Source organism: Micromonospora sp. NPDC005172, from assembly GCF_040608555.1.
Classification (GTDB): domain Bacteria; phylum Actinomycetota; class Actinomycetes; order Mycobacteriales; family Micromonosporaceae; genus Micromonospora.
The window spans coordinates 36004-61717 of the sequence record NZ_JBEXIL010000039.1 but is presented as its reverse complement, the minus strand read 5'-3'; the positions used below and the strand labels follow the sequence as shown (position 1 = coordinate 61717).

The following is a 25714-nucleotide window of genomic DNA, read 5'->3' as shown; positions in this document are numbered from 1 at the left end:
CCCCGACACCCCCCCCGGCCGCCGCGGGCCCGGGCGCGGCGCGGGCGGGCCGCCGCGCCCCCCCCCCCCCCCCCGCCCGCGGGGCCCGCGCGGGTGGTGGGGACTACGGGATGGGGTTGGGGGAGAGGGCTTCTGTCAGGTGTGGGTTCAGCAGGGCGATCTGCCACTCGCGGGCGTTGAAGCCGCGCAGGGCCTCTGCCACCGTGGACTCGGTGATCTCATCCGGCGGGCTCCAGGCCAGGCGACGTACCGAATCCGGGGTGATCAGGTTTTCCGGGGGCAGGTTGTGTTCGGCCGCGATGCGGACCACCACCTCCCGGCAACGGGCCAGGCGGCCGGCCGCCACCGGGTCCCGCTCGGCCCAGCGGTGCGGTGGGGGTGGGCCCTCGACCGCCGGGGTGACCGGAAGCGCGTCGTCCGGCAGTTCCCGGGCGTCGTCGAGCGCGGCCAGCCAGGTGCGGGCCAGGCGACGGACCGACCGGCCACCGAAACCGGGCAGCGTCAGCAGTGTCTTCTCGTCCTTCGGGTCCAGCTCGGCCGCGGCGACGATGGCCGAGTCGGGCAGCACCCGACCGGGCGCGGCGTCCCGCCGGGAGGCGATCTGGTCGCGGGCGTACCAGAGCGAGCGGACCCGGGCCTGGGCCCGCGCACCGCGTACGCGGTGGATGCCGGACGTACGCCGCCAGGGTTCCGCGCGTACCCGGGGTGGCCGGGCGCCGGTGCGGACCAGGGCGGCGAACTCCTCGGCGGCCCAGGCCGACTTGCCCTGTCGTGCCAGTTCGGCGTCGAGCGCGTCGCGCAGATCGGTGAGCATCTCCACGTCGAGCGCGGCGTAGGTCAGCCACGACTCGGGCAGTGGGCGACTGGACCAGTCGGCCGCCGAGTGGTGCTTCTCCAGGGTGAAACCGAGTAGCTGCTCGGTCAGCGCGGCCAGGCCGACCCGCTCGAACCCAGCCAACCGAGCGGCCAGTTCCGTGTCGAACAGCCGGCGTGGCCGCAGCCCCACCTCGGCGAGGCACGGCAGGTCCTGGCTGGCGGCGTGGAGCACCCACTCGGCATCGCCGATCACCGCGTCGAGCGCGCTGAGGTCGGGCAGCGGCAGTGGGTCGATCAACGCCGTGCCGGCGCCGGCACGGCGTAGCTGGACGAGGTACGCGCGCTGGCTGTAGCGGTAGCCCGAGGCGCGCTCGGCGTCCAGGGCAACCGGGCCGGTGCCGGCCGCGAACCGGGCCACGACCTCGGCGAGTTCGGCCGGGGTGGCCACTGGGTCGGGGGTGCCGTCACGCGGAGCGGTCAGCGGAACGGGCCCACCGTCGGTCGGGTCGGGCCCCTCGCCCGCCGGCTGCGGCTGGGCCGACGGCGGGTGCTGGGGTGCGTGTCCCGGAGGTTCTGCGGTGGGCCGACGGCGCAGGGGTGGTTCGTCGGTCACCTGCCAACCCTAGTGCGCGCGCCGATCCGGCGTGTGCAGCCGGTCCGGCGTGTGTCGGCCGGGTGTCCGCAAGGTGTCCTTTCGGATGCCGGACATCGGGGGAGACAAAGCCCGTTCGCGCAGGTACGGTCCATCGAGCCGTCGGCCCGATCGCGTGACATCCGGCACGACGGCCGCACGGGGAGACCACGGGGAAAGGCACGACGATCATGACGGCTGGCTTCGGTGCGGGCGACGGACGACCGATGGGCGGCGCCGAGCCGGACGGTGTGAGCGGTTCATCCGCCGAACGACCCGGCCCCCTGCCCCCGCGCATCGAACCGCATCCACAGGTCGGCGCCACCTGGCCCGGCACGCCGGGCGGCACCGAGCCGACCGCGGCCGTTCCGGCACCCCGTACCGGGTGGTCGGCACCGCCCAACAGCGGGCAGTGGAGCCAGGGCCCCGCCCCGGCCGCCGTACCCCCGGGGCAGGGAACCGGTGCCTACCCGTCGGCGCCCTACGGCGCCGCGCCGTATGCCCCGGCGTCGCACGGCGCCGCGTCGTACGCCCCGGCGTCGCACGGCGCCGCGCCGTATGCCCCGGCGTCGCACGGCGGCGGCTACCCGCCCACCGGGGACCTGTCCAGCGCGCCACCGTTCCCTGCCGGCCAGCCCGCGTGGCCGGGTGTCACCCCGCCGCCCGTCCGACCCAGCCGCCGCCGTTGGCCGGTCGTGCTCGCCGCCCTGCTCGTCGTGGCGCTCGCCGCCGTGGCCGGCCTTCAGGCGTACCAGCTGGACCAGCTCGGCGACCGTCTCGCCGCCACCGACCGCCGGTTGGCGCAGGCCCAGGACGGCGACGGCACGCGCCTCGACGGCCTGGAGAAGCGCGCGGACGCCCTGGAGAAGCAGGCCGGGGCCGCGTTCAACCCGGAGGCGGTGGCGAGCGCGGTGCTGCCGAGCGTGTTCCGGGTTCGGGCCGGGCAGTTCACCGGCAGCGCGTTCGCGGTGGGCAAGCCGGCGGCCGGCGGTGGCACCAACCTGTTCACCAACTTCCACGTGGTCGAGTCGGTGTGGGAGGCCGGTGGACGCGAGGTCTTCCTGGAGCGCACGGACCAGCGTTTCCCGGCCACCATCGTCAAGGTCGACAAGACCAACGACGTGGCGCACCTGCGGACCACCGGCAAGTTCACCGGCCTGGTCACCGCGCCCACCGCCGTGAAGTCCGGCCAGCAGATCGTCGTCGTCGGCGCTCCGCTCGGCCTGGAGGACAGCGTCACCACAGGCGTGGTGAGCGCGCTGCGCGCCGCACAGGGTGGCTCCGGACCGGCCATCCAGTTCGACGCCCCCATCAACCCCGGCAACTCCGGCGGCCCGGTGATCAACGGCAGCAAGCAGGTGGTCGGCATCGCCACCGCCAAGGCTCGCGACGCCGAGGGCATCGGGCTGGCCGTACCGATCAAGGTCGCCTGCGACGGTTTCAAGATCTGCTGACCCGCGGCTCCGGCCGCTCGCGCCAACCACGGCCCTAGCGGTCGTTCCCGAGGTCTCCGGGTCCTCGGCCCCGGACGAACCTGCCGCTGCATCCGGTCCGTCGCGCCCATCGGCGGAGGACCTGCTCACCTTGGAGGAAGAACATGTCCCAGCCACCGACCGGCCCGGAGGGCCTCCCGCCCACCACCCCGCCGCCGCCCGGCTCGCCCGAGGCCGACGCGACGGTGCCGCACGCGACGCTGCCGTCCGCGCCGGGCACCGACCCGACCGTGCGGTACCCGGCCGGTCAGCCCGCGCCGCAGCAGTACGCGCCGGGTCAGCCCACCCCGGGTCAGCCCACCCCGGGCCAGCCCACGCCGCCGCAGCAGTACGCGCCCGGCCAGGCCGCCCCGCCGTACGGCGCACCGCAGACGTCGGCCTACCCGGCCAGCGCCCCGCCGTACGGCCAGCCGATGTCGGCGCCGCCGGTCTCCGGCCCGGCGTACGGGCAGCCCATGTCGGCGCCGCCGGTCTCCGGTCCCGCGTACGGCCAGCCGATGTCGGGCCCGCCCGGTATGACGCCGTACGGCGCTGCGCCGGCTCCTCGGCGCGGTCGCGCGGTGCTGGTGCTGGCCCTGGTGGCCGCTCTGCTCTTCGTCGTGAGCGGGGTGATGACCGGGCTGTTCGTGACCAAGAACAACGAGCTGAACCGGACCGAGAAGCGTCTCACCGCCCAGGTCAGCGAGCGCGACGGCACCATCGCCGCCAACACCAGCGAGATCGGCAAGCTCAAGACCGAGCTTCAGGTCATGCAGGACAAGCTCGACAACACCGAGCAGGATCTGACCGGTACCCGTAACGACCGTGACGAGCAGACCCGGCAGAAGAAGGTCATCGCGAGTTGCCTGGACAAGCTGACGACTGCGCTGGGCGCGGCGGCGGCCGGCAACAAGGGCGCGTACGACGCGGCGATGAAGGGCCTCGACAAGGTCTGCGACGAGGCCGAGAACTACCTCTGATCCGCCGCGCCGCCCGTCGTCGCCACAGTGTTCAGGCGGTGGCGGCGGGGCGGCGGTCGGAGAGAGCGGTGACCCCGGGCGGGGGCAGGCCGGCCGTCGAGGCGAGCAGGGTGCACCAGCCGAGCAGGTGGGGGGCGAGGTCGTCGTCGACAGGTGTCCACGAGGCGCGGATCTCGATGTCGCCGGCCGTCGGTGGGCCCGCGAGGTCACCGAACCGGGTCGACATGGTCTGGGTGACCGTCCCGCCGATCGCCCGGTGACCGGCGTCCTGGGTGTCCAGGGCGTCGGTCAGCCACGTCCAGCCCACCCCGGGCAGCAGCGGGTCGGCGGCGAGGTCGACCTCCAACTCGGCCGTCACGTAGGTGACCAGTCGCAGCGTGCCCTGCCACGCCTCGTGCCCGGCCGGATCGTGCAGCAGGATCAGCCGGCCGGTGGCCACCTCGTCGCCGTCGCGCAGCACCGTCGCGGAGAGCGCGAACGTGAACGGCGCGAGCCGTTGGGGCGCGCCGACCTCCTCCAGGGTGATCTCCGTCCGGGGCACCGGCGACCGCAGCCCGGCGACCGCGCGGGCGAAGGTCTCCGGGAGCGCGATCGGGGGGGCCATGTCGGCAGCCTATGCCGCCGTTGGTCCGCCCGCTTCGACGGCGCGCCGACACGCCCCTCCGCCGCCGTGTCGCGGTCTCGGCGTTAGGTACGTCCCTTCCGTTCACCCCCGGCGGGTCGGAGGCGAGGGGCGTGGCACGATTGCGGCGATGACCACGGATACCACGGGCACTGCCGCCCGAGACGGACACCCGCGCCCCGGCGGCCCGGCCGACTCGCCCTTCATCCGGGCCTGTCGGCGTCGGCCCGTCCCGCACACCCCGGTCTGGTTCATGCGCCAGGCGGGCCGCTCCCTCCCGGAGTACCGGGAGATCCGGGCCAACGTGCCGATGTTGGAGTCCTGCCGCCGTCCGGAGCTGGTCACCGAGATCACCCTCCAACCGGTGCGCCGGCACGGGGTGGACGCGGCCATCCTCTTCAGCGACATCGTGGTCCCCGTCGCGGCGGCCGGGATCGACCTGGACATCGTGCCGGGCACCGGACCGGTGGTCGCCGAGCCGGTCCGTACCGCCGCCGACGTCGACCGGATCCGCCCGATCACCCGCGACGACGTGTCGTACGTCGACGAGGCCGTCCGCCAGCTCGTGGTCGAGCTGGGCGACACCCCGCTGATCGGCTTCGCCGGCGCGCCGTTCACGCTGGCCAGCTACCTCGTCGAGGGCGGGCCGTCGCGGACCCACGCCAAGACCAAGGCTCTGATGTACGGCGACCCCGAGCTGTGGCACGCGCTCTGCGGCCGGCTCGCCGATGTGACGCTTGCCTTCCTGCGGGTGCAGATCGAGGCGGGCGTCTCCGCCGTGCAGTTGTTCGACTCGTGGGCCGGCGCGCTCTCCGAGGCCGACTACCGCCGCTACGTGCTGCCGCACTCGACCGCCGTGCTGAGCGGGCTGGTTGACTCCGGTGTGCCGCGCATCCACTTCGGTGTGGGCACCGCCGAGCTGCTGGGCGCGATGGGGGAGGCCGGCGCGGACGTGGTCGGCGTCGACTGGCGTACGCCGCTGGACGTGGCCACCCGCCGGATCGGGTCGGACAAGGCGGTGCAGGGCAACCTGGACCCGTGTGTCCTGCTCGCGCCGTGGCCCGTGGTGGAGGCCGAGGTGCGCCGCATCCTGGAGCAGGGCCGGGCGGCCCCCGGACACGTGTTCAACCTCGGTCACGGTGTGCTGCCGGAGACCGACCCGGAGGTGCTGACCCGGGTGGTCGCGCTGGTGCACGAGGTGTCCAGCCGTCGGGCCGAGCGGGGCTGACACGGCGATGCGGCAGCCCTGGCGGGTGGCGGTGGTCGGCGGCGGAATCGCCGGGCTGGCCGCCGCGGTCCGCTTGCGCGACCGCGCGCCGGAGGGCACCGAGATCACGGTGTACGAGCAGTCCGGCGCCCTGGGCGGCAAGTTGCGCACCGGTGCGCTGGCCGGCGGACCGGTGGAGTTCGGCGCCGAGTCCTTCCTGATGCGGGACCCCACCGGGGCCGAGAGCGCGGCGGTGGTGCTGGCCCGCCGGCTCGGGCTGGCCGAGAAGATCGTCCACCCCACCGTCGGGCAGGCCGCGCTTGTCGTCGACGGAGGGCTGCGCCCCATTCCGGGCGGGACGCTGGTCGGCGTACCCGGGGATCTGGATCAGGTGGCGACGGTCGCGCGCCCGGCGGCGGACGCCGACCTGGACGACGGTCGGCCGTTGGTCGGGCCCGACGCGGACGTCTCGGTGGGCGCGCTGGTCCGGTCCCGTTTCGGTGACGAGGTGGTCGACCGGCTGGTCGACCCGATGCTGGGTGGCGTGTACGCGGGCCGTGCCGACGACCTGTCCCTGGTCACGACCATGCCGGCGCTGGCCCGTACCGCCCGGGTCGAGCACACACTGGTCGGCGCGGTCCGGGCCGCGCAGGCCGCCGCCCCCCGCGCGCCCGGCGCCCCCGTCTTCGGCACCCTGGCCGGCGGGCTGGGCACCCTGGTCGAGGCGGCGGTGACGGCCAGCGGCGCGACGATCCGGCGGGACGCCGCCGTGCGCGAGGTGACCCGGACCGGCACCGGCTGGCGGCTCACGGTCGGTCCGACGCGTGACCCTGTGAGCGTCGACGTGGACGCCGTGGTGCTGGCGGTGCCGGCCCGACCGGCGGCGCGCCTGCTCGGCGGTCCGGCCCCGGAGGCCGCCTCGGCCGTCGGCGAGTTGGACTACGCCAGCGTCGCGCTGGTCACGCTGGCGTTGCCGCAGCCACCGCTGCCCGAGCTGTCTGGCTTCCTGGTGCCGAGCACCGAGGGGCTGTTGATCAAGGCGGCCACGTTCTTCACCACGAAGTGGGGGCACCTGCGGCGGCCCGACGGGTTGGCCCTCGTGCGTGCCTCGGTGGGCCGCTACGGCGAGGAGGCGCAGCTCCAGCGCCCGGACACCGACCTGGCCGCGACAGTGCACCGGGAACTGTCGGCGGTGCTCGACACCCCGCTGCCCGCCCCGGTCGACGGGCACGTGCAGCGGTGGGGCGGCGCGCTGCCCCAGTACGCCCCGGGGCACGCCGACCGGGTCGCCGCCGCGCGGACGGCGCTGCGGGCCGCGCAGCCCACCCTGGTCCTGGCCGGCGCCGGCTACGACGGTGTCGGCATACCGGTCTGCGTCCGCTCCGGCGAGACGGCGGCCGACGAGATCATCACAGCACTGGGAGGATCGGCGAGATGACCGAGCAGACCAACGCGGCCCGGCTGCGGGAGCTGAACGACAGCATCCGCTACACGATGTGGTCGGTGTTCCGGGCCAGCGGCCCGCTGCCGTCGCTGCGGGACAACGTCACCGGCGAGGTCGAGTCCCTCTTCGACGAGCTGGCCGGCAAGGACGTGGTGGTCCGGGGCGTGTACGACGTGGCCGGGCTACGCGCCGACGCGGACGTGATGATCTGGTGGCACTCGACGTCGAGCGACGCGCTCCAGGACGCGTACCTGCGGTTCCGGCGTACGACGCTGGGTCGGGCGCTGACCCCGGTGTGGTCGCAGATGGCGCTGCACCGGCCCGCGGAGTTCAACAAGAGCCACATCCCGGCGTTCCTGGCCGGTGAGGAGGCGCGCGGATACCTGTGCGTCTACCCGTTCGTGCGCTCGTACGAGTGGTACCTGCTGCCCGACGCCGAGCGGCGTGAGCTGCTGGCCGAGCACGGGAAGATGGCGCGCGGCTACCCGGACGTACGCGCCAACACCGTCGCCTCGTTCGCGCTGGGCGACTACGAGTGGATGCTCGCGTTCGAGGCCGACGAGCTGCACCGGATCGTCGACCTGATGCGTGACCTGCGCGCCTCCGGGGCCCGCCGGCACGTCCGCGAGGAGGTTCCGTTCTACACGGGCCGCCGCCGCTCGGTCGCCGAGATCGTCAACTGCCTGGTCTGACCCGCCCCGCCCCGCCCCCGCCCCGCCCCCGCCCCGCCCCGCGATCTTGCACTTTCTGTCGCGACGAAAGGGGCATAGGCCGCGATGTGGCAACCGAAAGTGCAAGATCGCCGCACCTGCTGCCGGGGCGGCGCGGGGACGACGGGCATCTCGCTTAGTGCGACGTCGTGAGGTGGAGGGGGCGGAGCATGATCTGTTCTCGGCGTACGCCGTCGGGCACGAGATCACTTGGCTCGTGGGTCAAGCGGAAGCCGGCGCGGTGGTAGAGGGCCTTGGCGCGCGCGTTGTCCACCCTGACGCATAGCCGTAGCCGCTCGGCGCCACGCTCCTGGGCCCAGTGCGCCACCTCGTTCACCAGGCGGTCGCCGACACCGCTGCCGCGAGCGTCAGGGTGCACCCACATCGAGATCAGGTCCCGCGTCAGCGGGTCCGACGTGGGTACGCCGCTCGACATGCCGACCGGACGCCCGGCCAGGACGGCCACCAGGTTGAGTGAGCCGGGGATGCTCAACCGGTCACGCCAGCGCTGCTCGCGATCGCCGTCGCCCTGCCAGTCGGCGAGCCGTGAGCCGAACGCTTCCGGTGCCTCGGCGAGGGCGGCCAGCCGCAGCTCCCGCCAGGTGGGCCAGTCGTCGGGGGAGAGCACCAAGATGTCGATCATGCGGAGATGGTGCCCGGACGGATCGCCGGGCACCACCGCATTCCCGCCGGCCGGCGCCGCGCCCCCGCCCGGGTGCGGCGCCGGCCGGGGGTCAACTGGTCGCCGTGCAGGAGACCAGCGGAACCGGGTTGCTGCCGTTCCACGAGCCGAGCAGACCGAATGTCGTACTCGCCCCGGCAGCCAGCGTGCCGTTGTAGTTGACGTTGCGCGCGGTGACCAGCGAGCCGTTCGTGGTGACGGTGGCGCTCCACGACGAGGCGACCTGCTGGCCGTTGTTGTAGTTCCAGCTCACCGACCAGCCTCTGGTGGGTGAGCCCCCGGCGGTGACCTTCACTTCCGCCTGGAATCCGCCGCTCCACTGACCCGTGATCTGGTACGTCGCCGTGCAGGCGCCGGCCGGCGGCGGGGTGGTGGGCGGCGGGGTCGTGGGCGGGGGAGTGGTGGGCGGCGGGGTCGTCGGCGGAGGAGTGGTCGGCGGAGGAGTGGTCGGCGGCGGGGTCGTGGGCGGCGGGGTCGTGGGCGGCGGGGTCGATCCACCACCGAAGTCGACGTCACTGCACAGGTAGTACGACTGGTCCAGGTGACTCGCCTGCCAGATGGTGTAGACGATGTGCCGTCCGGTCCGTCCCGTCGCGTTGACCGGGATCTGGATGGAGACGCCACCGGTGTCCTTGTCCCACTGCGACGCCGGGGTGTTGCCGATCTGGCCGGCCAACTCGAGGTCGTTCCAGCCCAGCGGCTGGGTGGTCGAGTTGAAGCCCTGCTTCGTCACGTACACCCGGATGTAGTCGGCGCCGTGGCTGGCCTGGTCGAAGAAGCGCAGCCGGAAGTTGTTCGACACCGAGGTGGTCTTCCACGCGCCGACCGTGTCCATGGCGTTGTAGCGACCGTTCTGGGTGCGTCCGCCGCTGCACAGTTGACCGTTCGGGATAGCGCCCTGGTGGTTGCCGGCCACGCCCTCGCGGAACAGGCCGTTCCAGTTCCACATGGCCTGCGGGTCGGCCTGCCAGGCCTGCCAGCACATCGGGTCCTCGGTGGCCATGCGCGGGTTCTGGAAGTCACTGCCCCAGCGCTGCCAGCAGCTGTAGCTGCGCGAGGGTGGGTCGACGACCGAACCGTGCGCGGAGGCGGGTGGGACCAGCGCGACGCTCAGCGCGGTGGTCAACATGAGCGTGGCGGCTGCCGCGACGGCGAGCGGCCGGAGCACGCGTGGTGATCGGGCGATTGTGGACATGGAGCCCCCGGGGGGATGAGGTCGGACGACGACACCCGGACTGCCGGGAGTTGCCCACTCCCGTGCCTACTCGCTGGCTCCTGCGATGGCTCTACCCGGCACGATGCCAGGTCGATCGTCAGACGTCAATGACCTTGCGCCGCATCGGGGTGTGCGGGATGCCGTCCTCGACGTAGTCGGGGCCGCTGACCGTGAAGCCGTACCGGGAGTAGAACGCCACCAGGTGCGACTGGGCCTCCAGCACGCAGGTCCGGTCACCCACCACCTCCAGCGCCGCGGTCATCAGCCGACCGGCGTGCCCACCGCCGCGCGCCCCGGGGGCCACCACCACCCGACCGATCCGGGCGACATCGTCCGGGTCGGCCAGAATCCGCAGGTACGCCAGCGGCGTGCCGCCGTCGGTGAGCCAGAGGTGCCGGGTCCCCTCCTCGACGTCACGCCCGTCGAGTTCCGGGTACGGGCAGTTCTGCTCCACCACGAACACGTCGATGCGTAGCTTGAGCAGGTCGTGAAGAGTGCGGGCGTCCAGGTCGGCGATGAAGGCGGTCCGGATCTCGGTGGTCTGCTGGGGCACGCACCGATGGTAGGCCGGGCGGCCCGGAGGGCTCACGTGCCGGGGTGCGTCAGGCCGGGCGTGCGCCGACGGCGTCGCGGATCTCGGCACCCTCGGCGCCCTCGACCGCGCGGGCGCAGTGCCCACAGCAGAAGAACCGGCCGTTGACCTCGACACCGTGCCCGACGATCTTGACCTGGCAGTGTTCGCAGATGGGTGCCATGCGGTGGATGGCGCACTCGAAGGAGTCGAAGGTGTGTACGTCGCCGCTGACCGTGTGCACCTCGAACGCCATCCAGTAGTCGTTTCCGCAGACCTCGCAGCTCGCCATGGGAACCCCCCGTATCAGGACATGTGACCTCAGAGTGACCCAGTGGGGGGTTGTCGGGGGCGAATTGCCGTCGTCGGGTCGGCATGGGCGGCGTGTCGGCGTCGGCGTGTCGTCCGTTAGGCCTGGTGGACCGCCGTGACCCCGGAGGATCGCCATGATCAGACGAAACAAGCTCTTCGGCAGCCAGACCCGGGTGACCTTCTGCCTCCCACGGGACGCGCCACCCGGTCCGGTGAGTGTGGTGGGGTCGTTCAACAACTGGGAGCCCGGCCGGCACGAGTTGGTGACCCGCCGCGACGGCACCCGGACGGTCACCGTGAAGCTCGGCCCGGGGGGGTACCGGTTCCGCTACCTCGCCAGCGGCGGCGTCTGGCTCGACGACGAGACGGCCGACGGCGTCGACGACAGCGGTAGCCTGCTGCGACTCTGAGAGGTCAACTCGTCACCATCGATGTATTTATCGATGCAGCTCTTTACTGTTAATAAAGTTTAAATTACCTTGGGGGCACCTCACCGCACCTGCAGAAGGAGCTGCCCCCATGCGTCGAAGAATCACCGTCCCGCTGGTGGCGGCGGGCGCTGTCGCCGCCACCCTCACCGTCGCCGCGCCCGCCCAGGCGCACGGCTACGTCTCCGCCCCGCCAAGCCGGCAGGCGCTCTGCGCGCAGGGCAAGGTGCCCGACTGCGGGCAGATCAAGTACGAGCCGCAGAGCGTCGAGGGCCCCAAGGGTCTCAAGAGCTGCAACGCCGGCATCACCCAGTTCGCCGTCCTCAACGACGACAGCCGGGGCTGGCCGGCCACCTCGGTCGGCAGCTCGCTGACCTTCACCTGGTTCAACACGGCCCGGCACGCCACCAGCAACTGGGAGTACTGGATCGGCAACACCCGCGTCGGCGTGGTCAACGGCAACGGGCAGCAGCCCGGCGCGACGGTCTCGCACACCGTCAACCTGGGCGGTTTCTCCGGGCGGCAGAAGATCCTCGCCGTGTGGAACATCTCCGACACCGCGAACGCCTTCTACTCCTGCATCGACGTGCAGATCGGCGGCGGCGGGTCGACACCCACCCCCACACCGACCAGCTCACCCACGCCGCGCCCGACCACCAGCCCCACCGCCGCGCCGACGACCCCGCCCCCGACGGGTGGCAGTTGGACGGCGGGCCGGGCGTACCAGGTCGGTGACCAGGTCACCTACGGCGGATTGACGTACCGCTGCCGGCAGGCCCACACGGCGATCTCCGGCTGGGAGCCGCCGAACGTACCGGCACTCTGGCAACAGGTCTGACCGCACGGGTGCGGCTCCGGCCGCACCCGTGTCGCCGCCCCACCCGATCGGAGCCCGGCATGCCCCGCGCAACCCACCTGGCGTGGTTGGTCGCCGCGTCGCTGCTCGCCGCCTGCGCCGGGCCGTCAGCGCGTCCACCGACCACCGCCTCTCCGGGGGTGGTCGACTCCGCGCCGGCCGCCGCCGACCTGAGCGGCATCGACGTGGTGTTCCTCAGCACGATGGTCGGGCACAGCGAACGCACCCTGCAGATCGTCCGGCTCGCCCGGGACCGACTGCGCGACGACGCGCTGCGCACCCTGGCCGCCGCCATCGAGGTGACCGAGGCCGACGAACTGTCGACCATGCGCGGGTGGCTGCCGACGACCGGGCCGGGCGCCAACGCCGCCGGGCACGACCACGCCGGGCACGGCGACGACACCGCGCTCGACCGGCTGCGGTCCGCGCCGGACACCGACGTCGACCTGGTGCTACGCGAGGTCCTCGCCGATCACCAGCGGGCCGCCGCCGACCTGGCCCGGGCCCAGGTCGGCGTCGGCCGCGACGAGCGGGTCCGCGACCTGGCCCGGCGGATCGAACAGTCCCGGACCGCCGAGGTCGACCTGCTCAGTGGGTACGACGCTCAGGTCAGCGAGGCTCCAGGCGGACCGAGATCGAGTTGACGCAGTGCCGGGTGTCCTTCGGCGTGAAACCCTCGCCGTGGAACACGTGTCCCAGGTGGCTGTCGCAGCGGGCGCAGCGGATCTCCGTACGCGCCATGCCGAGGCTCCGGTCCTCGATCTCCTTGACCCGACCCGGAATAGCGTCGTCGAAGCTCGGCCACCCGCAGTGCGAGTCGAACTTCGTGTCGCTGGAGAAGAGTTCCAGGCCGCAGGCCCGGCAGTGGTAGACCCCCTGGGCCTTGGTGTCCACGTACTCGCCGGTCCACGGGCGTTCGGTGCCGTGCTCCCGCAGGACGTGGAACTCCTCCGGGGTCAGGCGGACACGCCACTCGTCCTCGGTCTTGGGCAGGTTGTTGTCGTCAAGACTCACCCGTCAACGGTACGTCGAACGTCGGGGGCGTGGCATAAGGTCGCGGGATGGGTGGCACCAAGGCAGCGGTCGCCGAGGTCGAGGTGGCCGGGCACACCGTACGGCTCAGCAGCCCCGACCGGGTGATCTTCCCGCAGCGGGGCTTCACCAAGGCGGACGTCTTCCACTACTACCTGGCCGTCGGCGACGGGATCATGCGCGCCCTGCGGGACCGGCCCACCACGCTGCAACGCTTCCCGGAGGGCGTCGAGGGCGAGGCGTTCTTCCAGAAGCGGGTGCCGACCCGGGGCGTGCCGCCCTGGATCACCACCGCCCAGATCACCTTCCCGAGCGGTCGCGGCGCGGCCGAGCTGTGCCCGGCCGACCTGGCGCACGTGGCCTGGGCGGCGCAGATGGGCACGATCGTGTTCCACCCGTGGCCGGTGCGCGCCGCTGACGTGGACCGCCCCGACGAACTGCGCATCGACCTCGACCCGCAGCCCGGCACCGACTTCGCCGACGCCGCCCGGGCCGCCGCGGAGGTCCGCGCGGTCCTCGACGAGCTGGGCGCGACCGGCTGGCCGAAGACCTCCGGTGGGCGTGGCGTGCACGTCTACCTACGCATCCAACCCCGCTGGACGTTCACCGAGGTGCGTCGGGCCACCATCGCCCTGGCCCGCGAGGTCGAGCGCCGCAATCCCGACCTGGTGACCACGGCCTGGTGGAAGGAGGAGCGGGGCCGCCGGGTCTTCGTCGACTACAACCAGATGGCCCGGGACCGGACGATCGCCTGCGCGTACTCGCTGCGCGCCAACGCCCGGGCCACCGTCTCCACCCCGGTCACCTGGGCCGAGCTGCCGGACGTCGACCCGGACGACTTCGACCTGCGTACCGTGCCGGCCCGCCTGACCGAGATCGGCGACCCGCACGCCGGCATCGACGACGCGCCATGGGACATCACGCCCCTGCTGGAGTGGGCCGAGCGCGACGCCGCCGCCGGCCAGGGCGACCTGCCGTACCCGCCGGACCACCCCAAGATGCCCGGCGAACCCAAGCGGGTCCAGCCCAGCCGCGCCAAGCGCACCCCGTAGGTTTGTCTCACTCGGGCGGCCGGGCCGTCCACACCACGAACCTGTCGAACAGCTCCCGAGGGTCGGGTACCGCGTCCGGGTTCAGCGTGAGCAGGTCGGCCGTCGCCTCGAACAACTGGCTCGCCAGATAGACCGACAACCCCACCCGGTCGGCTTCGTACTGCACGCGCAGCAGCATCCGGGCGCTCGCGCACGGCCAGGTCGCGGCGCATATCCGGCAGAGCCAGGTCGGCCGGCGCGGTAGGTGCTGGTGCACCGGATGCAGGCCGGTCAGTGGCCCGCCCGCGGGCGGCATTCGGTTCGACGTGGACATGCCCCTAACGGTGACCGGTAAGTTGACCCGGGTCAAGGAGCCGGGTCACCTGTTTACCGTCGGCCACATGGACCTGGTAGGCGCTGCGGAAATTCGCGCGATGCTCGGCGGCATCAGTAAGCAGCGTGTTTACGTGATCACCAGCCACCGGAATTTCCCGGAGCCCGTTGCTGATCTCGTGCAGGGCAAGGTCTGGCGAAAGTCGGACGTGATGGCCTGGATTCGAGAGCACCGTCCGGAGTTGGTCGAGGGCTGATCCCCGGGCTCAGGCCTGCGGGCAACCTGTTCTTGTCGTACACCTGTTCTAGAATTTGTTCGTGATCGATGAGTTGGCGCGGGCGGACCGGGCGGTGGCGGAGTGTGCCGGCACCGCCGTCTGGCCCCTCGCCGAGCACGATCTGATCGCGATCCTCGATGCCACGCACCGGTTGCAGCAACGGCTGGCGGCGGTGCAGTTGGCGGCGATCCGCGAGCTGGACGGGCGGGGCACGGCGGTCGCGCAGGGCGCGGTCTCAACGGCGGTGTGGCTGCGCCACCGCCTGCGGCTCGACGTCGCCGCCGCGCGCCGACGGGTCGCCCTCGCGGCCTCGCTCGACGTCGCGCCACCCGGTGTGCGCGCGGCGCTGGCGGACGGCACGGTCAATGTGGAGCAGGCCCGCGTCATCGCCGACACGGCTGCCACCGTGAGCGCCTCCGCTGGCGGCGAGGTGGCCGACAAGGCGGTCGGCGTGCTCGTCGAGTGGGCGGGGCAGTTCGACCCGACGTTGCTGCGGCGGATGGGCGCCCGCATTCTCGACCACGTCGCCCCCGACCTCGCCGACGCCGCCGATGCGGCCGCCCTGGCCGCCGAGGCCGCCCGCGCGGCCCGCGACCGGCACGTCACCGTCTCTGAGCAGACCGGTGGGCGACTCCGGCTCAGCGGTGTCCTCGACGCGGAGGCCGCCGCGCTGCTGCGCGCCGCCATCGACCCGTTGAGTGCACCTTCCGGGCCGGACGACACCCGCTGCGCCGGCCAGCGCCGCCATGACGCCCTCGCGGACGTGTGCCGGCTGGCGCTGCGCACCGGCGAACTGCCCGAGGCCGGCGGTGATCCGGCCCAACTCGTCGTGACCACCAGTTACGACGGACTGAGGAGGCAGTTGGGCCCCGGCACGCTCGACGTCGGCCTGCGGCTCACGCCCGACGCGGTGCGCCGGCTCGCCTGCGACGCCGCCGTCCTGCCCGCCGTGCTGGGCGGTGCTGGCCAGGTTCTCGATGTCGGCCGACAGCGCCGTCTCATCTCTGGTCCGCTGCGTCGCGCCCTGGTTCTTCGAGACGGCGGCTGCGCGTTCCCGGGCTGCGACCGGCCGCCGCGCTGGTGCGCCGCCCACCACATCCGGCACTGGACCGACGGCGGCCCGACCAACCTCGACAACGCCGTCCTGCTCTGCGGCCACCACCACCGACACGTCCACCGGAGTGACTGGGGCGTCCGCCTCGGCGGCGACGGCCATCCGGAATTCGTGCCGCCGGCCTGGCTCGACCCGGAGCAACTGCCGCGCCGCAACCACTACCACCGACGGACGTGAGCAGGAGGGTCCGTGACGGTGACGGTGACGGTGACGGTGTGCCGGTGTCAATGAATGGGGCGGCAACCCACCCGCACGATAAGCCGACAGCTATCGCTGGCGCAGAGGCGACATACTGTCGATGCCTCGCGTCACCACGACCAAGTGCCGGGGCTGGTGTTGGTAACCAGGACGCCGATACCGTAGTCGCTGATGACAACGGCGGTGTAGCGGTCTTTGTCGTACACGTTGAGTTTGTATTTGTCGCCCTTCTCCGACCACTGCCAGTAGTCGTTCACGCCGGACTGCGGCGAGAAGCTCTGCAGCTCGGACATGGTGGCGGGTGCCAGACCGTTGACGTCTACGCTCTCGGATCTGCTCCCGCCGGTCCAGGTGACATTTCCCGTCAGCGTTTCACTGGAGATGTTGACGACGAAGAAGTCGAACGATCCACCGCCGGCCATGGGCCCCTTGTCCGCGCCCTCTGATGCATCCACCGTATCGGTCCCCCGTCTCAGCCCCGGCGCCAATCGACCGGGCACAAATTCAGGCTACGGTGACGAACACGACGGTGGAGCGGAATCACCCGCTGGTCCACGCAGTCGAATATGCCGGCCGGATGTCCGAGATCGGCACGACCCCGACGCCGAGCGCAAGATCGGCGAGGTGTGTCGGACGCTGGCCCGCCATGCGGCCACCCACCCGCGCGTCGAGCCGGTGCCCGGGCGGACGCCGCCGCGCGTGGAAGCAGACGTCCTCGACCGATTGACTTCGATAGGTAAAAGGCGAAACTCGATGGATGGTTGTTGCACGTCGAGCGGCAGCCGTTCCTGGTGTCTTCCGCGATACCTCGTAAGGCGCTGGCCGGGGGAGAGGTGGCTGATGCTCGAGGACGTCACGTCGGTCCGGGTGCTCGCCTACTTCCCGTGTCAGTTCTCCGCGCCGGCCGGGTTCGAGGGTGACGTGCCCGCGGGGTGGAGCGTCACCGACGGTCTCGACGACCTTGCGTTGCAGCCCTACGGCCAACGGCTCCTCGACGAGCTGTTGGGCAGCATGCCCCGGCCGACGATGGAGATCAGCGGTGGCCCGGAGATCCTGCGGGCGGCCGGCCAGGACGTCGATCCCGCGCTGGTGCCCAGCACGGAGTCCGGCGCGTGGCAGGTGGTCTCGGCCCGGATCAGCCTCTGGAACGTCGAGTGTGGTCTGGTATGCGTCACCTACCACCTGCCGGACGGCATCGTCAGCGGGGCCGCCGACGTGGTTGCCGAGGTCGCCCCGCCGGTGCAGCGGATGGTGCCCGCGGTGACGCGGCTCCTGCGCGCCGTCCTGCCGGTGCCGGATGGCGCGGACGAGGTGTTCGTCCTCTGGGCCAACACCACCTTCGCCGTACGGGTGGACCCGGACTGCGACCCGGCGCGCCGACGTGCCATCGCCGAGCAGTTCACCCCCGACGGCGTGGACTGCACGCCCGGTGGCCTCGGCGGTGGTGTGCTGCGGGTCGGCACGCACACCACGGCGGTGGTCGGTGACTTCGGGTCGCGCCCGGCCCTGCTGCTGGCGCGGTTGACCGGGGTGCACCACGTCTGCTGGGCTGCGGCCCTGCGCTACGACGCGGTGCTCTCGGCGGAGCTGTCCCACATCGAACCGGGGCGGGGCGGCCTCTCGATGAGCGCTCTCGAAGACCAGGCCAAGCGGATACTCAGCGGATACCACCGCATCCGCCTGTTCCGGCTCGGCTACTCGTCAGTGGAGGCGCACCTCGACGCGGCCGGCGGCACCGTCTGGAACGCGTTGGAACAGCAGTGGAAGTTCCGGCTCGTCCTCACCACCCTGGACGAGCGGCTCGATTTCGTCCGGACGCTACACCAGCAACTGGTCGGTCGACTCCAGGACCGGCGGTCCCGCCTGCTCAACGAACTGGTGCTGGCCTTCACCTTCCTCAACATCTTCGCCATCGTGCTCGCGGCCCTGACCTTCGTGGCACTGCCGAGCCTCGACGTGGGGCTCCTGGCCTCGATGATCGGGTTGGGGCTGCTGTTGGCCAACCTGACCGCGTACCTCGCGTTCCGTCGCCAGATCAACGACCCGGGCCGGGCCTCGGGCGGGTGACCAGGTGAGGCCCGGACGTCACTCGCTTCTCGATAGCATCGCGGCCATGGCGACGCGACTTGTGCAGATCAACATGAAGGCTCGGGACGAGGTGGCACTCGGCGCATTCTGGGCCGAGGTGCTCGGCTGGGAGATGTCCAGCGAAGGCCCCGGTGTGACGAACCTCGAACCGAAGGATTTCGTCTATCCCGATCCCGTCGCCGTCTGCATCGACATCGTCGTCTCCACCGAGCCCAAGACGGTGAAGAACCCGGTGCACATCGACCTGGCCACCACCTCGGCGGCTCACCAGGCCCAGGTCGTCGCACGTCTGAAGGATCTTGGCGCGACACCCGCCGACGTGGGGCAGGGGGACGTGCCGTGGGTCGTCCTGGCCGACCCGGAGGGCAACGAGTTCTGCGTGCTCGACTGGCACGACTCGGACCAGGACACGGGTCCCATCGCCTCCGTCGTGGTCGACTGCGCGGACCCGAGGAGCATGGCCCGTTTCTGGGGTGAGGTGACGGACTGGACCGTGCACAAGGTGACCGACGACAACGCGGTCCTGCGCTCGTCCAGCGGCGTGGGTCCGTACCTGCAGTTTCTGCGGACGCCCGACGTGAAGACGGGGTGGAACCGCGTCCACCTCGACGTCCGCCCGTATCCGGACGACGACATGGAGACCGAGGCGACGCGACTGCGGGCCCTGGGCGCCACGCCGATCGACCTGGGTGACAGCACGATCCCGTGGAAGGTCTTCGCCGACCCGGAGGGCAACGAGTTCTGTCTCCTCACCCCGAAGTGACCCACGCCGCGCGACGAGACGCAGCGCCGACGAACGCGCCGAGGGCCGACCACCGTACCGATTGACTTTCGATAGTTAGCGAGCGAAACTCGATGCATGGTTGTTGAACGTCGAGCGGTGTCCGCTCTCCGAGTGTTTCTCGTGGTGTTGTTCGGGATCCTGGTCCTGTTCCAGACCCTCTCGCTGCCGGGGCAGTTCGCGCACATGGCGCAGGAGTCGCCACAGGACGCGTACCTCCGGTGGCCGGCGACGATCGTGACGGTCTTCTGGGTGCTGTGCGTCCAGGTGGTGATCGTCGCGACATGGCAACTGCTCAGCCTGGTCAAGAACGACCGCATCTTCACCGAGGCGTCGCTGAAGTGGGTCGACGCCATCGTCTGGGCCATCGCCGCCGCGTGGCTGGTGCTGGTGGGCGTCTTCCTCTACGTGGGGTTCAACGCGGGCGACCCCGGGCTGCCGCTCCTGCTGTTCCTGCTGACGGTGGGCGTCACCGTGCTGGGGCTCCTCATGGTGGTCATGCGCGCCCTGCTGCGGCAGGCCACCACGCTGCGGACCGACATGGAAGCGGTGATCTGATGCCCATCGTCGTCCGGATCGACGTCGAGCTGGCCAAGCGCAAGATGAGCGTCGGCGAGTTCGCCGAGCGCGTCGGGCTCACCCCGGCGAACGTGGCGGTGCTCAAGAACGGCCGCGCCAAGGCGGTCCGCTTCAGCACCCTCGAAGCGATGTGCCGGGTGCTCGAATGCCAGCCCGGAGACCTGCTCGAATGGGTCGAGGAGGAGACAGCATGAGATATCTCGTCGCCATCGCGGCCGTCGCCCTCGGCGTCGCCGCCGTCGTGTACGGAGGGGCCGACGACTCGCCGGGCCTGCAACTCATCGGCGCGCTGCTCGTCGTGGGCGCGATCGCCTTCGCCGTACGGACGGCTCGACGCGGTACGTGACGCCGCCGACCGTTCCCGTAATAACGATCATGTAACGGGCGCGAACCTTTCCCCATAGGTGACCTGTCTTGAAGGTCGTCGGCCCACCAGGGCCAGGGGAGGCGTCGGATGAAGCTGGTGTGGAGGCGGGCCCGCGAGGCGCGGGGACTGCTGGTTGCCGCGGTGATCGCCGCCCTGGTCGCCGTAGCGTTGGTCACCGGTCTGTCGGACTACAACCGACGTGCGGTGGACGCCGGGCAGCGCGCGTTGGTCGCGGCGTCGCCGGCCGAGGAGCGCGGCCTGCTCGTCAGCGGCTCCGGAGGTCGAGACGCCGCTGAGTTCGCCACCCGCGACCAGGCGGCGCGGGCCCAGTTCGCCGACGGGCTCGGCGGGGCGCCGGTAACCGTCTCCGTGGCGCGCTACGGCACCGGCCGGGAACTGACCGACGATCTCGGCTCGGTGCCGCGCACCGGCGACGACCCGATCTTCGCCAACCTGGCCACCCTCGACGACCTGACCGCGCACGCCGAGCTGACCGGCGGCGCGTGGCCCCGCCCCGGGGCGAAGCCAACCCAGGTGAGCCTGCCGGAGCGGGTCGCCACGACACTCGGCCTGACCGTCGGCGACCGGATTCCACTGCGGGACCGCGCCACCGAGAAGGCCAGCGAGGTGGTGCTCGCCGGCACCTGGCGACCCCGCGACCCGACCGAGGCGTACTGGCTGCTGGCACCCGGGGTGGGGACCGGCAGCGCGGGCTCGGCCACCTCGTACGGGCCGTTCGTGCTCGATCCGGCCGACTTCACGACAGCCTTCCCGGGCTCGGTGACGGCGTCCTGGCTGGCCGAACCGGACCTCGGCGGCGTCGACGCCGGTGACCTGCCCGCCGTCCGGGCCGCCGTGACCACGGCCGTGGCGGCGGTGCCCGAGGCCGCCCAACTGGGCTCCTCGGGGCAGACCTCGACGAAGATGGACCGCCTGCTGGACCGGATCGCGCGCGCCGACCTGGTGGGCCGCTCCGCGCTGGCCACCCCGCTGCTGCTCATCCTGGTGCTCGGCGGGTACGCGCTGGTGCTGGTCGCCGCACTGCTGCACGAGGACCGTCGCCCACAGACCGCGCTGCTGCGTGCCCGTGGCGCCGCCCGCCGCCAACTGGCCGGCCTGGCCGCCCGGGAGGCGACCCTGGTGGTGGCTCCGGCGGCACTGCTCGGGCCGGTGATCGCCGGCGAGGCGCTGCGATTCGTCCGCCCCGGCGGTGCGGCGGAGCTGTCCACCGCCGGCGGCAACACCACGCTGGTCTGGGCGGCAGCCGCGGCGACGGCGGCCGGCTGCCTGGTGGCCATGGTCGCGCCGACGCTGCGCGGCTCCGGCACGTACGTCGCCGACATGGCCGCGCGGTCCCGCCCGAACCGGTCGGCGAGCGTCCAACGCGCGAGCGTCGACCTGGTACTTGTCGCCCTCGCCGTGATCGCCTGGGTGCAGCTGCGCCGGTACGCCTCTCCGCTCGCCGGCTCGAACGGCCGGCTCGGTCTGGACCCGCTGCTCATCGCCGCCCCAACCCTCGGCGTGCTGGCCGGGGCCGTGCTGGCACTGCGGGTGCTTCCGCCGCTCACCCGGTTCGCCGAGCGGTTCGTCGACCGACGGCCGTGGACGGCCACCATGCTGGGGATGTGGCAGGCGGGCCGCCGTCCCCACGCCGGGCCCGTGCTGCTGCTCGCGCTCGCCGTCGGCGGCAGCACGCTCGCCTGGTCCCTGGTCAGTACCGGGGAACGGTCCCAGGTCGAGCAGGCCGGCCACACGGTCGGCGCCGACCTGCGGTTGACCGAGCGGGCCGGACTGGCTCCGGCGACCCGGGCCGGCGAGCTCGCCGCGCTGCCGGGCGTGCGCCGGGCGCTGCCGGTGTGGCGCGACGAGGTACGGGTCGGCCGGGGGGACCTGCCCGTCACCGTGATCGGCTTCGACCCGGCCGGCGCGCCCGGCGTCGTCCGGCTCGCCGACCGGCTGAGCGACGAGCCGGTGTCGACGCAGTACCAACGGATGATCGGGGCCCGGGGTGCACCCACCGGCGTCGAACTGCCCGCCGGCACCCGCGCCATCACCGGTACGGCTCGCACCCCCGTCGAGAGGGCCTTCCGCTCACTGGAAGTCGCTGTGTCGTTGCTGGTCACCAGCAGCGACGGCTCGGCCTTCCGGCTGCCGGCGGTCAACGCCACCAGCGACGGACGGGCCACGCCGTTCACCGTGCAACTGCCTGACGTGGGGGACGCGCGACTGCGGTTGGCCGGATTCGAGGCCGACGGTGGGGCGGCGGCCGGGAACGCGTACCGGCTCCAGGTGGACGGGCTGACGCTCGTCGGCGCGGACGGCACCAGACGGCCCGCCGAGGTGACCGGGGGCTGGAGCACCACGGCCGGCGGTAAGCCGGCCGCCACGGCGCAGTCCAGCACGAGCGGCGTCTCCGCCAGCTTCCCGGTGGAGGTCATTCCCGGCGGACAGTTCGCCTACCAACCACCCACCCGGTTCGCCATCGTGCCCGCCGGGCAGATCACCCCCGTTCCGGTCCTGATGACGCCCGGGGTGCGCGACGCGTTGAGCCTGCACACCGGCGACACCCTCAACCTGGCCCTCTCCGGCGCGTCCGTGCCGGCCCGGTTGGTCGGTGAGCTGGACTCCGTGCCGACCACCGCCGGCGACGGCGTGCTGCTCGACCTGCCCACGGCGGTCGACGCGCTGATCCGCACCGGTGGAACCGTTCGAGGCGTACCCGAGTGGTGGGTGGGCGCCGACGACCCGGCGGCCGCCGCACGCGCCGCCGGCGAACTGACCGGCGTCACCGTCCTCGACAGGCGTGCCGCGATCGAGGCCGCCGCCGACGACCCGTACTGGCGGGGGGCGCGCACCGGGATGCTCGCCGCCGCCCTCGGCGCGGTGCTGCTCGCCCTGGTCGGCCTCATGGTCGACGTGTGGGCGACCGCCCGACGCCGGATGAGCGAGTTCGCGGTGCTGACCACCCTCGGCGCGACGCCCCGACTGCTGGCCCGGGCTCTGCTCGCCGAGCAGACCTTCCTGGCCGGCATCGGCGTCGGGGTCGGTCTGCTGCTCGGTGCCACGGTCGGAGCCACCATGGCTCCACTCGTCATCCTCACTCCGGCCGCCGGCCGGCCGGTACCTCCGGCGGCGTTCGCGCTGCCCTGGGTGCCCATCGGCCTGACCGCGGTCGGCCTGCTGCTGGCGGCGCTCGCCTTCAGCGCGTTCATCGCCACCGGCATCCGTCAGCGGGTGGCGGCGGTGCAGCTGCGAATCGGGGGAGAACGATGAGCGTCGGCGCGGCCGCCCGCCGGGTCCGGGCGTACGGCGGGCAGTTCCTGCTGCTGGCGGTGTTGACCCTGGTGGTCACGCTGCTGGTCAGTGGAGTGCCCCGACTGGTCAACCGGCTCGCCGAAGAGGGCCTGCGAGCGTTGCTCAACAGCGAGCAGGCCGACCGCCGGGATCTCAACTACGCCACCGGGGAGGTCGTGACCGGTGCCGCGCCGGTCATGCCCGGCGCTCGGGAACAGTTCGACAGCCTGGTCGAGGGGATGCCGCCGCAGATTCGCTCCGCCGTCACCGAACGATGGCTCAGCGTGGACACCACGCCGAACCGGGTGGTCGGTCCCGACCTCAAGGCCCGCAACCTGCTGGTCAACCTCGGTCTGCGTGCCATGCCCGGCATCCAGCAGGAGAGCAACCTCGTCGAGGGCGCCTGGCCGAACGAGACCTACGTCGCCGGCCGGCCCATCGAGCTGGCCCTCGACACGGACGTGGCGCGCAAGCTCAACCTGCGCGTCGGCAGCCGGCTCGATCTGCGTCAGCTCGCCGACGATGGCAAACCGACACCGATGGTCGTGGTCGGGCTGTTCCGACCCGTCGACCGGGCGGACGGCGCCTGGGGCGGGTTGCCGCAGGTGCTCCAGGTCGTCGAACCGGAGGGCGACGGCCAGCCCTTCATCGGCGTCGGCGTGGTCGCCCCGGTGGTCCTCGACAAGGGCGCCGCGGCCGGCTGGCCGGTGCGCACGCAGTGGCGCTACCGCCTTGGCGTGGACCGGATCGACGCACGCCAGCTCGACCAGGTGATCGAGAACCTGCAACAGTTGCAGCGTCACGTCCCGCCCGGTCTCACGCTGACCCAGGCCGTCGACATCCCGCTGCGCGCGTTCGCCGCCCAGGTGAACTCCGCCCGGACCCTGCTCGCGGTGGTCGGGGCAGGAATCCTGGCCACGCTGGCCGGGCTGATCCTGCTCGCGGCGACCCTGTCCACCCGCCGACGCCGCTCCGAGTTCGCGCTGATCCGGGCCCGTGGTGGCGCGGCCACCGCCGGTGCCCGCCGCAGCCTCGCCGAGTCACTGCTGGTGGTGCCGGTCGCCGCGGCGCTCGGTTGGTGGCTGGGCACCCTGTTCCCCGGTACGCCCGACCCGACCGCGCCGTACGCCGCCGCGGCGACCCTGCTGGTCACCCTGGCACTGCCGCTGGCGACGCTCGCGGTGCAGGGTGCCGGCGCGGCCCGCCAGGATCTGGTCCGGATACGTCCGTCGACACGGCGGCTGACCGTCGAGGTCTTCCTGCTGTTGCTGGCCGGGCTCGCCGCCGTACTGCTGCGCCGGCGCGGGCTCACCCTCGGCGAGGTCGACCCGCTGCTCGTGTCGGTGCCGGTGCTGATCGCGGTCGCCGCGGCGGTGCTCGCGCTGCGCGCGTACCCCTGGCCGTTGTTGCTCGTCAGTCGGCTCGCCGCGCGGACCCGCGGGAGCGTGACCTTCCTCGGCACCGCGCGGGCCGGGCGCTCGACGGTCGCCGCGCCGCTGGTCGTCGTGGTGCTGGCCATCGGTACAGCGGCCTTCTGCGCGGTCGTCGCCGCCGGCGTCGACGCGAGCCGGGGCCGGGCCGCCGAGCAGGTCGTCCCCGCCGACGCGCTGATCCGGGGGGAACGCTTCGCCCCGGACACGGTCGACGCGCTGGACCGTCTGCCCGGCGTCGATGCCGCGACGCCGGTGCTGATCGAGCCGGACCAGCGGCTGGCGAGGGACGAGGTCGGCACCGACGCGCGGATCGGGCAGACCACGGTGCTGCTTGTCGACGGCCCCGGGTTGGCCAGGGTGACCGGCGAGTCCGGGGTGGACGTCACGGTGCCGGACGCGTTGCGCTCCGCCCGCGCCGAACCGGGGGCCGTGCCGGCGATCGTGTCACCGGCCGTCGCCGCCGACCTGGCGCGGACGGATCTGCGGGACTCGGCGTTCGTCGCCGTGCAGGGGCAGCGGTACGAGTTCCGGGTTGCCGGCTCGCAGGACAGCTTCCCCCTGCTGGCGGCGACCACCGGTCGGTTCGTGATCCTGCCCTGGCAGGCGTTACCGGCGCGGACCACCACGCCGGCGCCGACCAGCCTGCTCGTCGCCGGTGACCGGATCGACGCGGAGGCGCTGCGGCAGGCCGGTGACCAGGGTCAGTTGCGCTACCAGAAGCAGGGGGCGGTCACCGGCCGGGAACGGCCGCTGGGCGTCACCGTCGACACCCGAGTGGGCGTACGACACCAGCTCGGTGACGGCGGCGCGAACGGCGTCCTGGCCTTCGGGTTCCTGGGGGGCGCTGCCGGCGGCACGGTCCTCGGCCTGCTGGCCATCGCGTTCACCGTGCTGGCCGGCGCGCGGGCCCGCGGGCAGGTGCTGTCCCGGCTGCGAACCCTCGGCCTGTCCCGCCGCCAGTGGCGAGGGCTGCTGCTGGTCGAGCTGACCCCGCTGGTCGGGATGTCGGTGCTGACCGGAGCACTCGTCGGCGCGGTGCTCCCACTGGTGCTCAATCCGGTGCTCGGCCTGTCCGCGTTCACCGGCGGAGTGCCGGTCCGGGTGGCGTTCGAACCCGGGCTGGTCGTCGCGGTGGTCGCGCTCGGGGCGATCGCCCTCGGCTTCGCGGTCGCCGTCGAGGCCCTGAACAACCGCCGGCTGCGCCTCGGTGAGGTGCTGCGGCTCGGAGAGGAGAGCTGA

At 72.6% G+C, this 25714-nt stretch carries 27 protein-coding genes; 18 read left to right on the top strand and 9 right to left on the bottom strand.

Annotation, left to right across the window (positions count from 1 at the left end; genetic code table 11):
• Positions 1–103: 103 nt before the first annotated feature.
• Positions 104–1429, bottom strand: a complete 1326-nt coding sequence (locus ABZV06_RS23885) for a ribonuclease D (protein ID WP_355233979.1) — start codon at positions 1427–1429, stop codon at positions 104–106.
• Positions 1430–1638: 209 nt separating this feature from the next.
• Here ABZV06_RS23885 and ABZV06_RS23880 point away from each other — a divergent pair, with 209 nt between their 5' ends.
• Positions 1639–2901, top strand: a complete 1263-nt coding sequence (locus ABZV06_RS23880) for a trypsin-like peptidase domain-containing protein (protein WP_355624318.1) — start codon at positions 1639–1641, stop codon at positions 2899–2901.
• 143 nt (positions 2902–3044) lie between these two features.
• Positions 3045–3899: a hypothetical protein gene (locus tag ABZV06_RS23875; protein ID WP_355624315.1), complete on the top strand. Its 855-nt coding sequence runs from the start codon at positions 3045–3047 to the stop codon at positions 3897–3899.
• A gap of 31 nt (positions 3900–3930) precedes the next feature.
• Here ABZV06_RS23875 and ABZV06_RS23870 read toward each other — a convergent pair whose 3' ends face one another.
• The gene (locus ABZV06_RS23870) at positions 3931–4503 is read right to left on the bottom strand and encodes a DUF3000 domain-containing protein (RefSeq protein WP_355624312.1); all 573 of its coding nucleotides are present in this window, start codon (positions 4501–4503) and stop codon (positions 3931–3933) included.
• Between the two features lie 148 nt (positions 4504–4651).
• Between ABZV06_RS23870 and hemE the strand changes: the two genes are divergently transcribed.
• Genes hemE through hemQ form a run of 3 tightly spaced genes read left to right on the top strand, consistent with a single transcriptional unit; the run spans position 4652 to position 7864 of the window.
• On the top strand, positions 4652–5749 hold the full coding sequence (gene hemE, locus ABZV06_RS23865) for a uroporphyrinogen decarboxylase (RefSeq protein ID WP_355233972.1): 1098 nt from the start codon (positions 4652–4654) through the stop codon (positions 5747–5749).
• Positions 5750–5756: 7 nt separating this feature from the next.
• Positions 5757–7166, top strand: coding sequence for a protoporphyrinogen oxidase (gene hemG / locus ABZV06_RS23860; RefSeq protein WP_355624309.1), 1410 nt, complete (start codon positions 5757–5759; stop codon positions 7164–7166).
• Positions 7163–7864, top strand: a complete 702-nt coding sequence (gene hemQ, locus ABZV06_RS23855; RefSeq protein WP_355233968.1) for a hydrogen peroxide-dependent heme synthase — start codon at positions 7163–7165, stop codon at positions 7862–7864. The genes hemG and hemQ overlap by 4 nt, the downstream gene beginning before the upstream one ends.
• 154 nt (positions 7865–8018) lie before the next feature.
• On the opposite strand, the gene ABZV06_RS23850 is transcribed toward hemQ, so the two are convergent.
• The 4 genes from ABZV06_RS23850 to ABZV06_RS23835 form a co-directional block, all read right to left on the bottom strand.
• Positions 8019–8525: a GNAT family N-acetyltransferase gene (locus ABZV06_RS23850; protein ID WP_355624306.1), complete on the bottom strand. Its 507-nt coding sequence runs from the start codon at positions 8523–8525 to the stop codon at positions 8019–8021.
• A gap of 91 nt (positions 8526–8616) precedes the next feature.
• Positions 8617–9693 (bottom strand): lytic polysaccharide monooxygenase, encoded by a 1077-nt coding sequence (locus ABZV06_RS23845; protein WP_355624326.1) that lies wholly within the window; start codon positions 9691–9693, stop codon positions 8617–8619.
• A gap of 184 nt (positions 9694–9877) precedes the next feature.
• On the bottom strand, positions 9878–10333 hold the full coding sequence (locus ABZV06_RS23840) for a GNAT family N-acetyltransferase (protein ID WP_355624303.1): 456 nt from the start codon (positions 10331–10333) through the stop codon (positions 9878–9880).
• A gap of 49 nt (positions 10334–10382) precedes the next feature.
• Positions 10383–10643 carry a Prokaryotic metallothionein gene (locus ABZV06_RS23835; RefSeq protein ID WP_355233962.1) on the bottom strand — a complete coding sequence of 87 codons (261 nt, stop codon included), beginning with the start codon at positions 10641–10643 and terminating at the stop codon, positions 10383–10385.
• A 154-nt stretch (positions 10644–10797) separates the two neighbouring features.
• Between ABZV06_RS23835 and ABZV06_RS23830 the strand changes: the two genes are divergently transcribed.
• The 3 genes from ABZV06_RS23830 to ABZV06_RS23820 all read left to right on the top strand — a co-directional run bounded on the left by ABZV06_RS23830 (position 10798) and on the right by ABZV06_RS23820 (position 12591).
• Entirely contained in the window at positions 10798–11073 is a 276-nt protein-coding gene (locus ABZV06_RS23830; protein ID WP_355624300.1) for an isoamylase early set domain-containing protein, read from the top strand.
• A gap of 109 nt (positions 11074–11182) precedes the next feature.
• A complete protein-coding gene (locus tag ABZV06_RS23825) occupies positions 11183–11929 on the top strand; it encodes a lytic polysaccharide monooxygenase (RefSeq protein WP_355233958.1) in 747 nt (248 codons plus the stop codon).
• Positions 11930–11988: 59 nt separating this feature from the next.
• Positions 11989–12591: a DUF305 domain-containing protein gene (locus ABZV06_RS23820; protein ID WP_355624297.1), complete on the top strand. Its 603-nt coding sequence runs from the start codon at positions 11989–11991 to the stop codon at positions 12589–12591.
• Here ABZV06_RS23820 and msrB read toward each other — a convergent pair.
• Positions 12557–12961, bottom strand: coding sequence for a peptide-methionine (R)-S-oxide reductase MsrB (gene msrB / locus ABZV06_RS23815; protein WP_355624295.1), 405 nt, complete (start codon positions 12959–12961; stop codon positions 12557–12559). The genes ABZV06_RS23820 and msrB overlap by 35 nt on opposite strands.
• A gap of 47 nt (positions 12962–13008) precedes the next feature.
• Between msrB and ligD the strand changes: the two genes are divergently transcribed.
• On the top strand, positions 13009–14031 hold the full coding sequence (gene ligD, locus ABZV06_RS23810) for a non-homologous end-joining DNA ligase (protein ID WP_355233952.1): 1023 nt from the start codon (positions 13009–13011) through the stop codon (positions 14029–14031).
• 7 nt (positions 14032–14038) lie between these two features.
• Here the strand turns inward: ligD and ABZV06_RS23805 are convergent, their stop codons facing one another.
• Positions 14039–14326: a hypothetical protein gene (locus ABZV06_RS23805; protein WP_355624324.1), complete on the bottom strand. Its 288-nt coding sequence runs from the start codon at positions 14324–14326 to the stop codon at positions 14039–14041.
• Between the two features lie 85 nt (positions 14327–14411).
• Here ABZV06_RS23805 and ABZV06_RS23800 point away from each other — a divergent pair, with 85 nt between their 5' ends.
• The gene (locus ABZV06_RS23800) at positions 14412–14600 is read left to right on the top strand and encodes a hypothetical protein (RefSeq protein ID WP_355233950.1); all 189 of its coding nucleotides are present in this window, start codon (positions 14412–14414) and stop codon (positions 14598–14600) included.
• 61 nt (positions 14601–14661) lie between these two features.
• Positions 14662–15912, top strand: a complete 1251-nt coding sequence (locus ABZV06_RS23795) for a DUF222 domain-containing protein (protein WP_355233948.1) — start codon at positions 14662–14664, stop codon at positions 15910–15912.
• Between the two features lie 131 nt (positions 15913–16043).
• On the opposite strand, the gene ABZV06_RS23790 is transcribed toward ABZV06_RS23795, so the two are convergent.
• A complete protein-coding gene (locus ABZV06_RS23790; RefSeq protein WP_355624292.1) occupies positions 16044–16388 on the bottom strand; it encodes a hypothetical protein in 345 nt (114 codons plus the stop codon).
• Positions 16389–16773: 385 nt separating this feature from the next.
• Between ABZV06_RS23790 and ABZV06_RS23785 the strand changes: the two genes are divergently transcribed.
• From ABZV06_RS23785 to ABZV06_RS23755, 7 genes are all read left to right on the top strand, one after another.
• Positions 16774–18000, top strand: a complete 1227-nt coding sequence (locus ABZV06_RS23785; RefSeq protein WP_355624289.1) for a hypothetical protein — start codon at positions 16774–16776, stop codon at positions 17998–18000.
• Positions 18001–18046: 46 nt separating this feature from the next.
• Positions 18047–18784 carry a VOC family protein gene (locus ABZV06_RS23780; protein WP_355624286.1) on the top strand — a complete coding sequence of 246 codons (738 nt, stop codon included), beginning with the start codon at positions 18047–18049 and terminating at the stop codon, positions 18782–18784.
• Between the two features lie 117 nt (positions 18785–18901).
• On the top strand, positions 18902–19360 hold the full coding sequence (locus ABZV06_RS23775; protein ID WP_355233940.1) for a DUF2975 domain-containing protein: 459 nt from the start codon (positions 18902–18904) through the stop codon (positions 19358–19360).
• Complete coding sequence (locus ABZV06_RS23770) at positions 19360–19575, top strand: helix-turn-helix transcriptional regulator (protein WP_355051732.1); 216 nt, start codon at positions 19360–19362, stop codon at positions 19573–19575. The genes ABZV06_RS23775 and ABZV06_RS23770 overlap by 1 nt, the downstream gene beginning before the upstream one ends.
• Positions 19572–19727, top strand: a complete 156-nt coding sequence (locus ABZV06_RS23765) for a hypothetical protein (RefSeq protein WP_355233938.1) — start codon at positions 19572–19574, stop codon at positions 19725–19727. Before ABZV06_RS23770 ends, ABZV06_RS23765 begins: the two co-directional genes overlap by 4 nt.
• 108 nt (positions 19728–19835) lie before the next feature.
• Positions 19836–23021 carry an ABC transporter permease gene (locus ABZV06_RS23760; protein WP_355624283.1) on the top strand — a complete coding sequence of 1062 codons (3186 nt, stop codon included), beginning with the start codon at positions 19836–19838 and terminating at the stop codon, positions 23019–23021.
• Positions 23018–25714 carry an FtsX-like permease family protein gene (locus tag ABZV06_RS23755; RefSeq protein ID WP_355233934.1) on the top strand — a complete coding sequence of 899 codons (2697 nt, stop codon included), beginning with the start codon at positions 23018–23020 and terminating at the stop codon, positions 25712–25714. The genes ABZV06_RS23760 and ABZV06_RS23755 overlap by 4 nt, the downstream gene beginning before the upstream one ends.

What these genes read in the sequence shown, in the direction of transcription:
- ABZV06_RS23850 (WP_355624306.1), bottom strand. Translation starts at nt 8,525, where the DNA reads ATGATCGACATCTTGGTGCTCTCCCCCGACGACTGGCCCACCTGGCGG.
- ABZV06_RS23880 (WP_355624318.1), top strand. Translation starts at nt 1,639, where the DNA reads ATGACGGCTGGCTTCGGTGCGGGCGACGGACGACCGATGGGCGGCGCC.
- hemG (WP_355624309.1), top strand. Translation starts at nt 5,757, where the DNA reads ATGCGGCAGCCCTGGCGGGTGGCGGTGGTCGGCGGCGGAATCGCCGGG.
- ABZV06_RS23870 (WP_355624312.1), bottom strand. Translation starts at nt 4,503, where the DNA reads ATGGCCCCCCCGATCGCGCTCCCGGAGACCTTCGCCCGCGCGGTCGCC.
- ABZV06_RS23835 (WP_355233962.1), bottom strand. Translation starts at nt 10,643, where the DNA reads ATGGCGAGCTGCGAGGTCTGCGGAAACGACTACTGGATGGCGTTCGAG.
- ABZV06_RS23845 (WP_355624326.1), bottom strand. Translation starts at nt 9,693, where the DNA reads ATGTTGACCACCGCGCTGAGCGTCGCGCTGGTCCCACCCGCCTCCGCG.
- ABZV06_RS23800 (WP_355233950.1), top strand. Translation starts at nt 14,412, where the DNA reads ATGGACCTGGTAGGCGCTGCGGAAATTCGCGCGATGCTCGGCGGCATC.
- ABZV06_RS23805 (WP_355624324.1), bottom strand. Translation starts at nt 14,326, where the DNA reads ATGCCGCCCGCGGGCGGGCCACTGACCGGCCTGCATCCGGTGCACCAG.
- ABZV06_RS23760 (WP_355624283.1), top strand. Translation starts at nt 19,836, where the DNA reads ATGAAGCTGGTGTGGAGGCGGGCCCGCGAGGCGCGGGGACTGCTGGTT.
- ABZV06_RS23785 (WP_355624289.1), top strand. Translation starts at nt 16,774, where the DNA reads ATGCTCGAGGACGTCACGTCGGTCCGGGTGCTCGCCTACTTCCCGTGT.
- ABZV06_RS23765 (WP_355233938.1), top strand. Translation starts at nt 19,572, where the DNA reads ATGAGATATCTCGTCGCCATCGCGGCCGTCGCCCTCGGCGTCGCCGCC.
- ABZV06_RS23825 (WP_355233958.1), top strand. Translation starts at nt 11,183, where the DNA reads ATGCGTCGAAGAATCACCGTCCCGCTGGTGGCGGCGGGCGCTGTCGCC.
- ABZV06_RS23780 (WP_355624286.1), top strand. Translation starts at nt 18,047, where the DNA reads ATGGCGACGCGACTTGTGCAGATCAACATGAAGGCTCGGGACGAGGTG.
- ABZV06_RS23770 (WP_355051732.1), top strand. Translation starts at nt 19,360, where the DNA reads ATGCCCATCGTCGTCCGGATCGACGTCGAGCTGGCCAAGCGCAAGATG.
- hemQ (WP_355233968.1), top strand. Translation starts at nt 7,163, where the DNA reads ATGACCGAGCAGACCAACGCGGCCCGGCTGCGGGAGCTGAACGACAGC.
- ABZV06_RS23830 (WP_355624300.1), top strand. Translation starts at nt 10,798, where the DNA reads ATGATCAGACGAAACAAGCTCTTCGGCAGCCAGACCCGGGTGACCTTC.
- ABZV06_RS23820 (WP_355624297.1), top strand. Translation starts at nt 11,989, where the DNA reads ATGCCCCGCGCAACCCACCTGGCGTGGTTGGTCGCCGCGTCGCTGCTC.
- ligD (WP_355233952.1), top strand. Translation starts at nt 13,009, where the DNA reads ATGGGTGGCACCAAGGCAGCGGTCGCCGAGGTCGAGGTGGCCGGGCAC.
- hemE (WP_355233972.1), top strand. Translation starts at nt 4,652, where the DNA reads ATGACCACGGATACCACGGGCACTGCCGCCCGAGACGGACACCCGCGC.
- ABZV06_RS23875 (WP_355624315.1), top strand. Translation starts at nt 3,045, where the DNA reads ATGTCCCAGCCACCGACCGGCCCGGAGGGCCTCCCGCCCACCACCCCG.
- ABZV06_RS23755 (WP_355233934.1), top strand. Translation starts at nt 23,018, where the DNA reads ATGAGCGTCGGCGCGGCCGCCCGCCGGGTCCGGGCGTACGGCGGGCAG.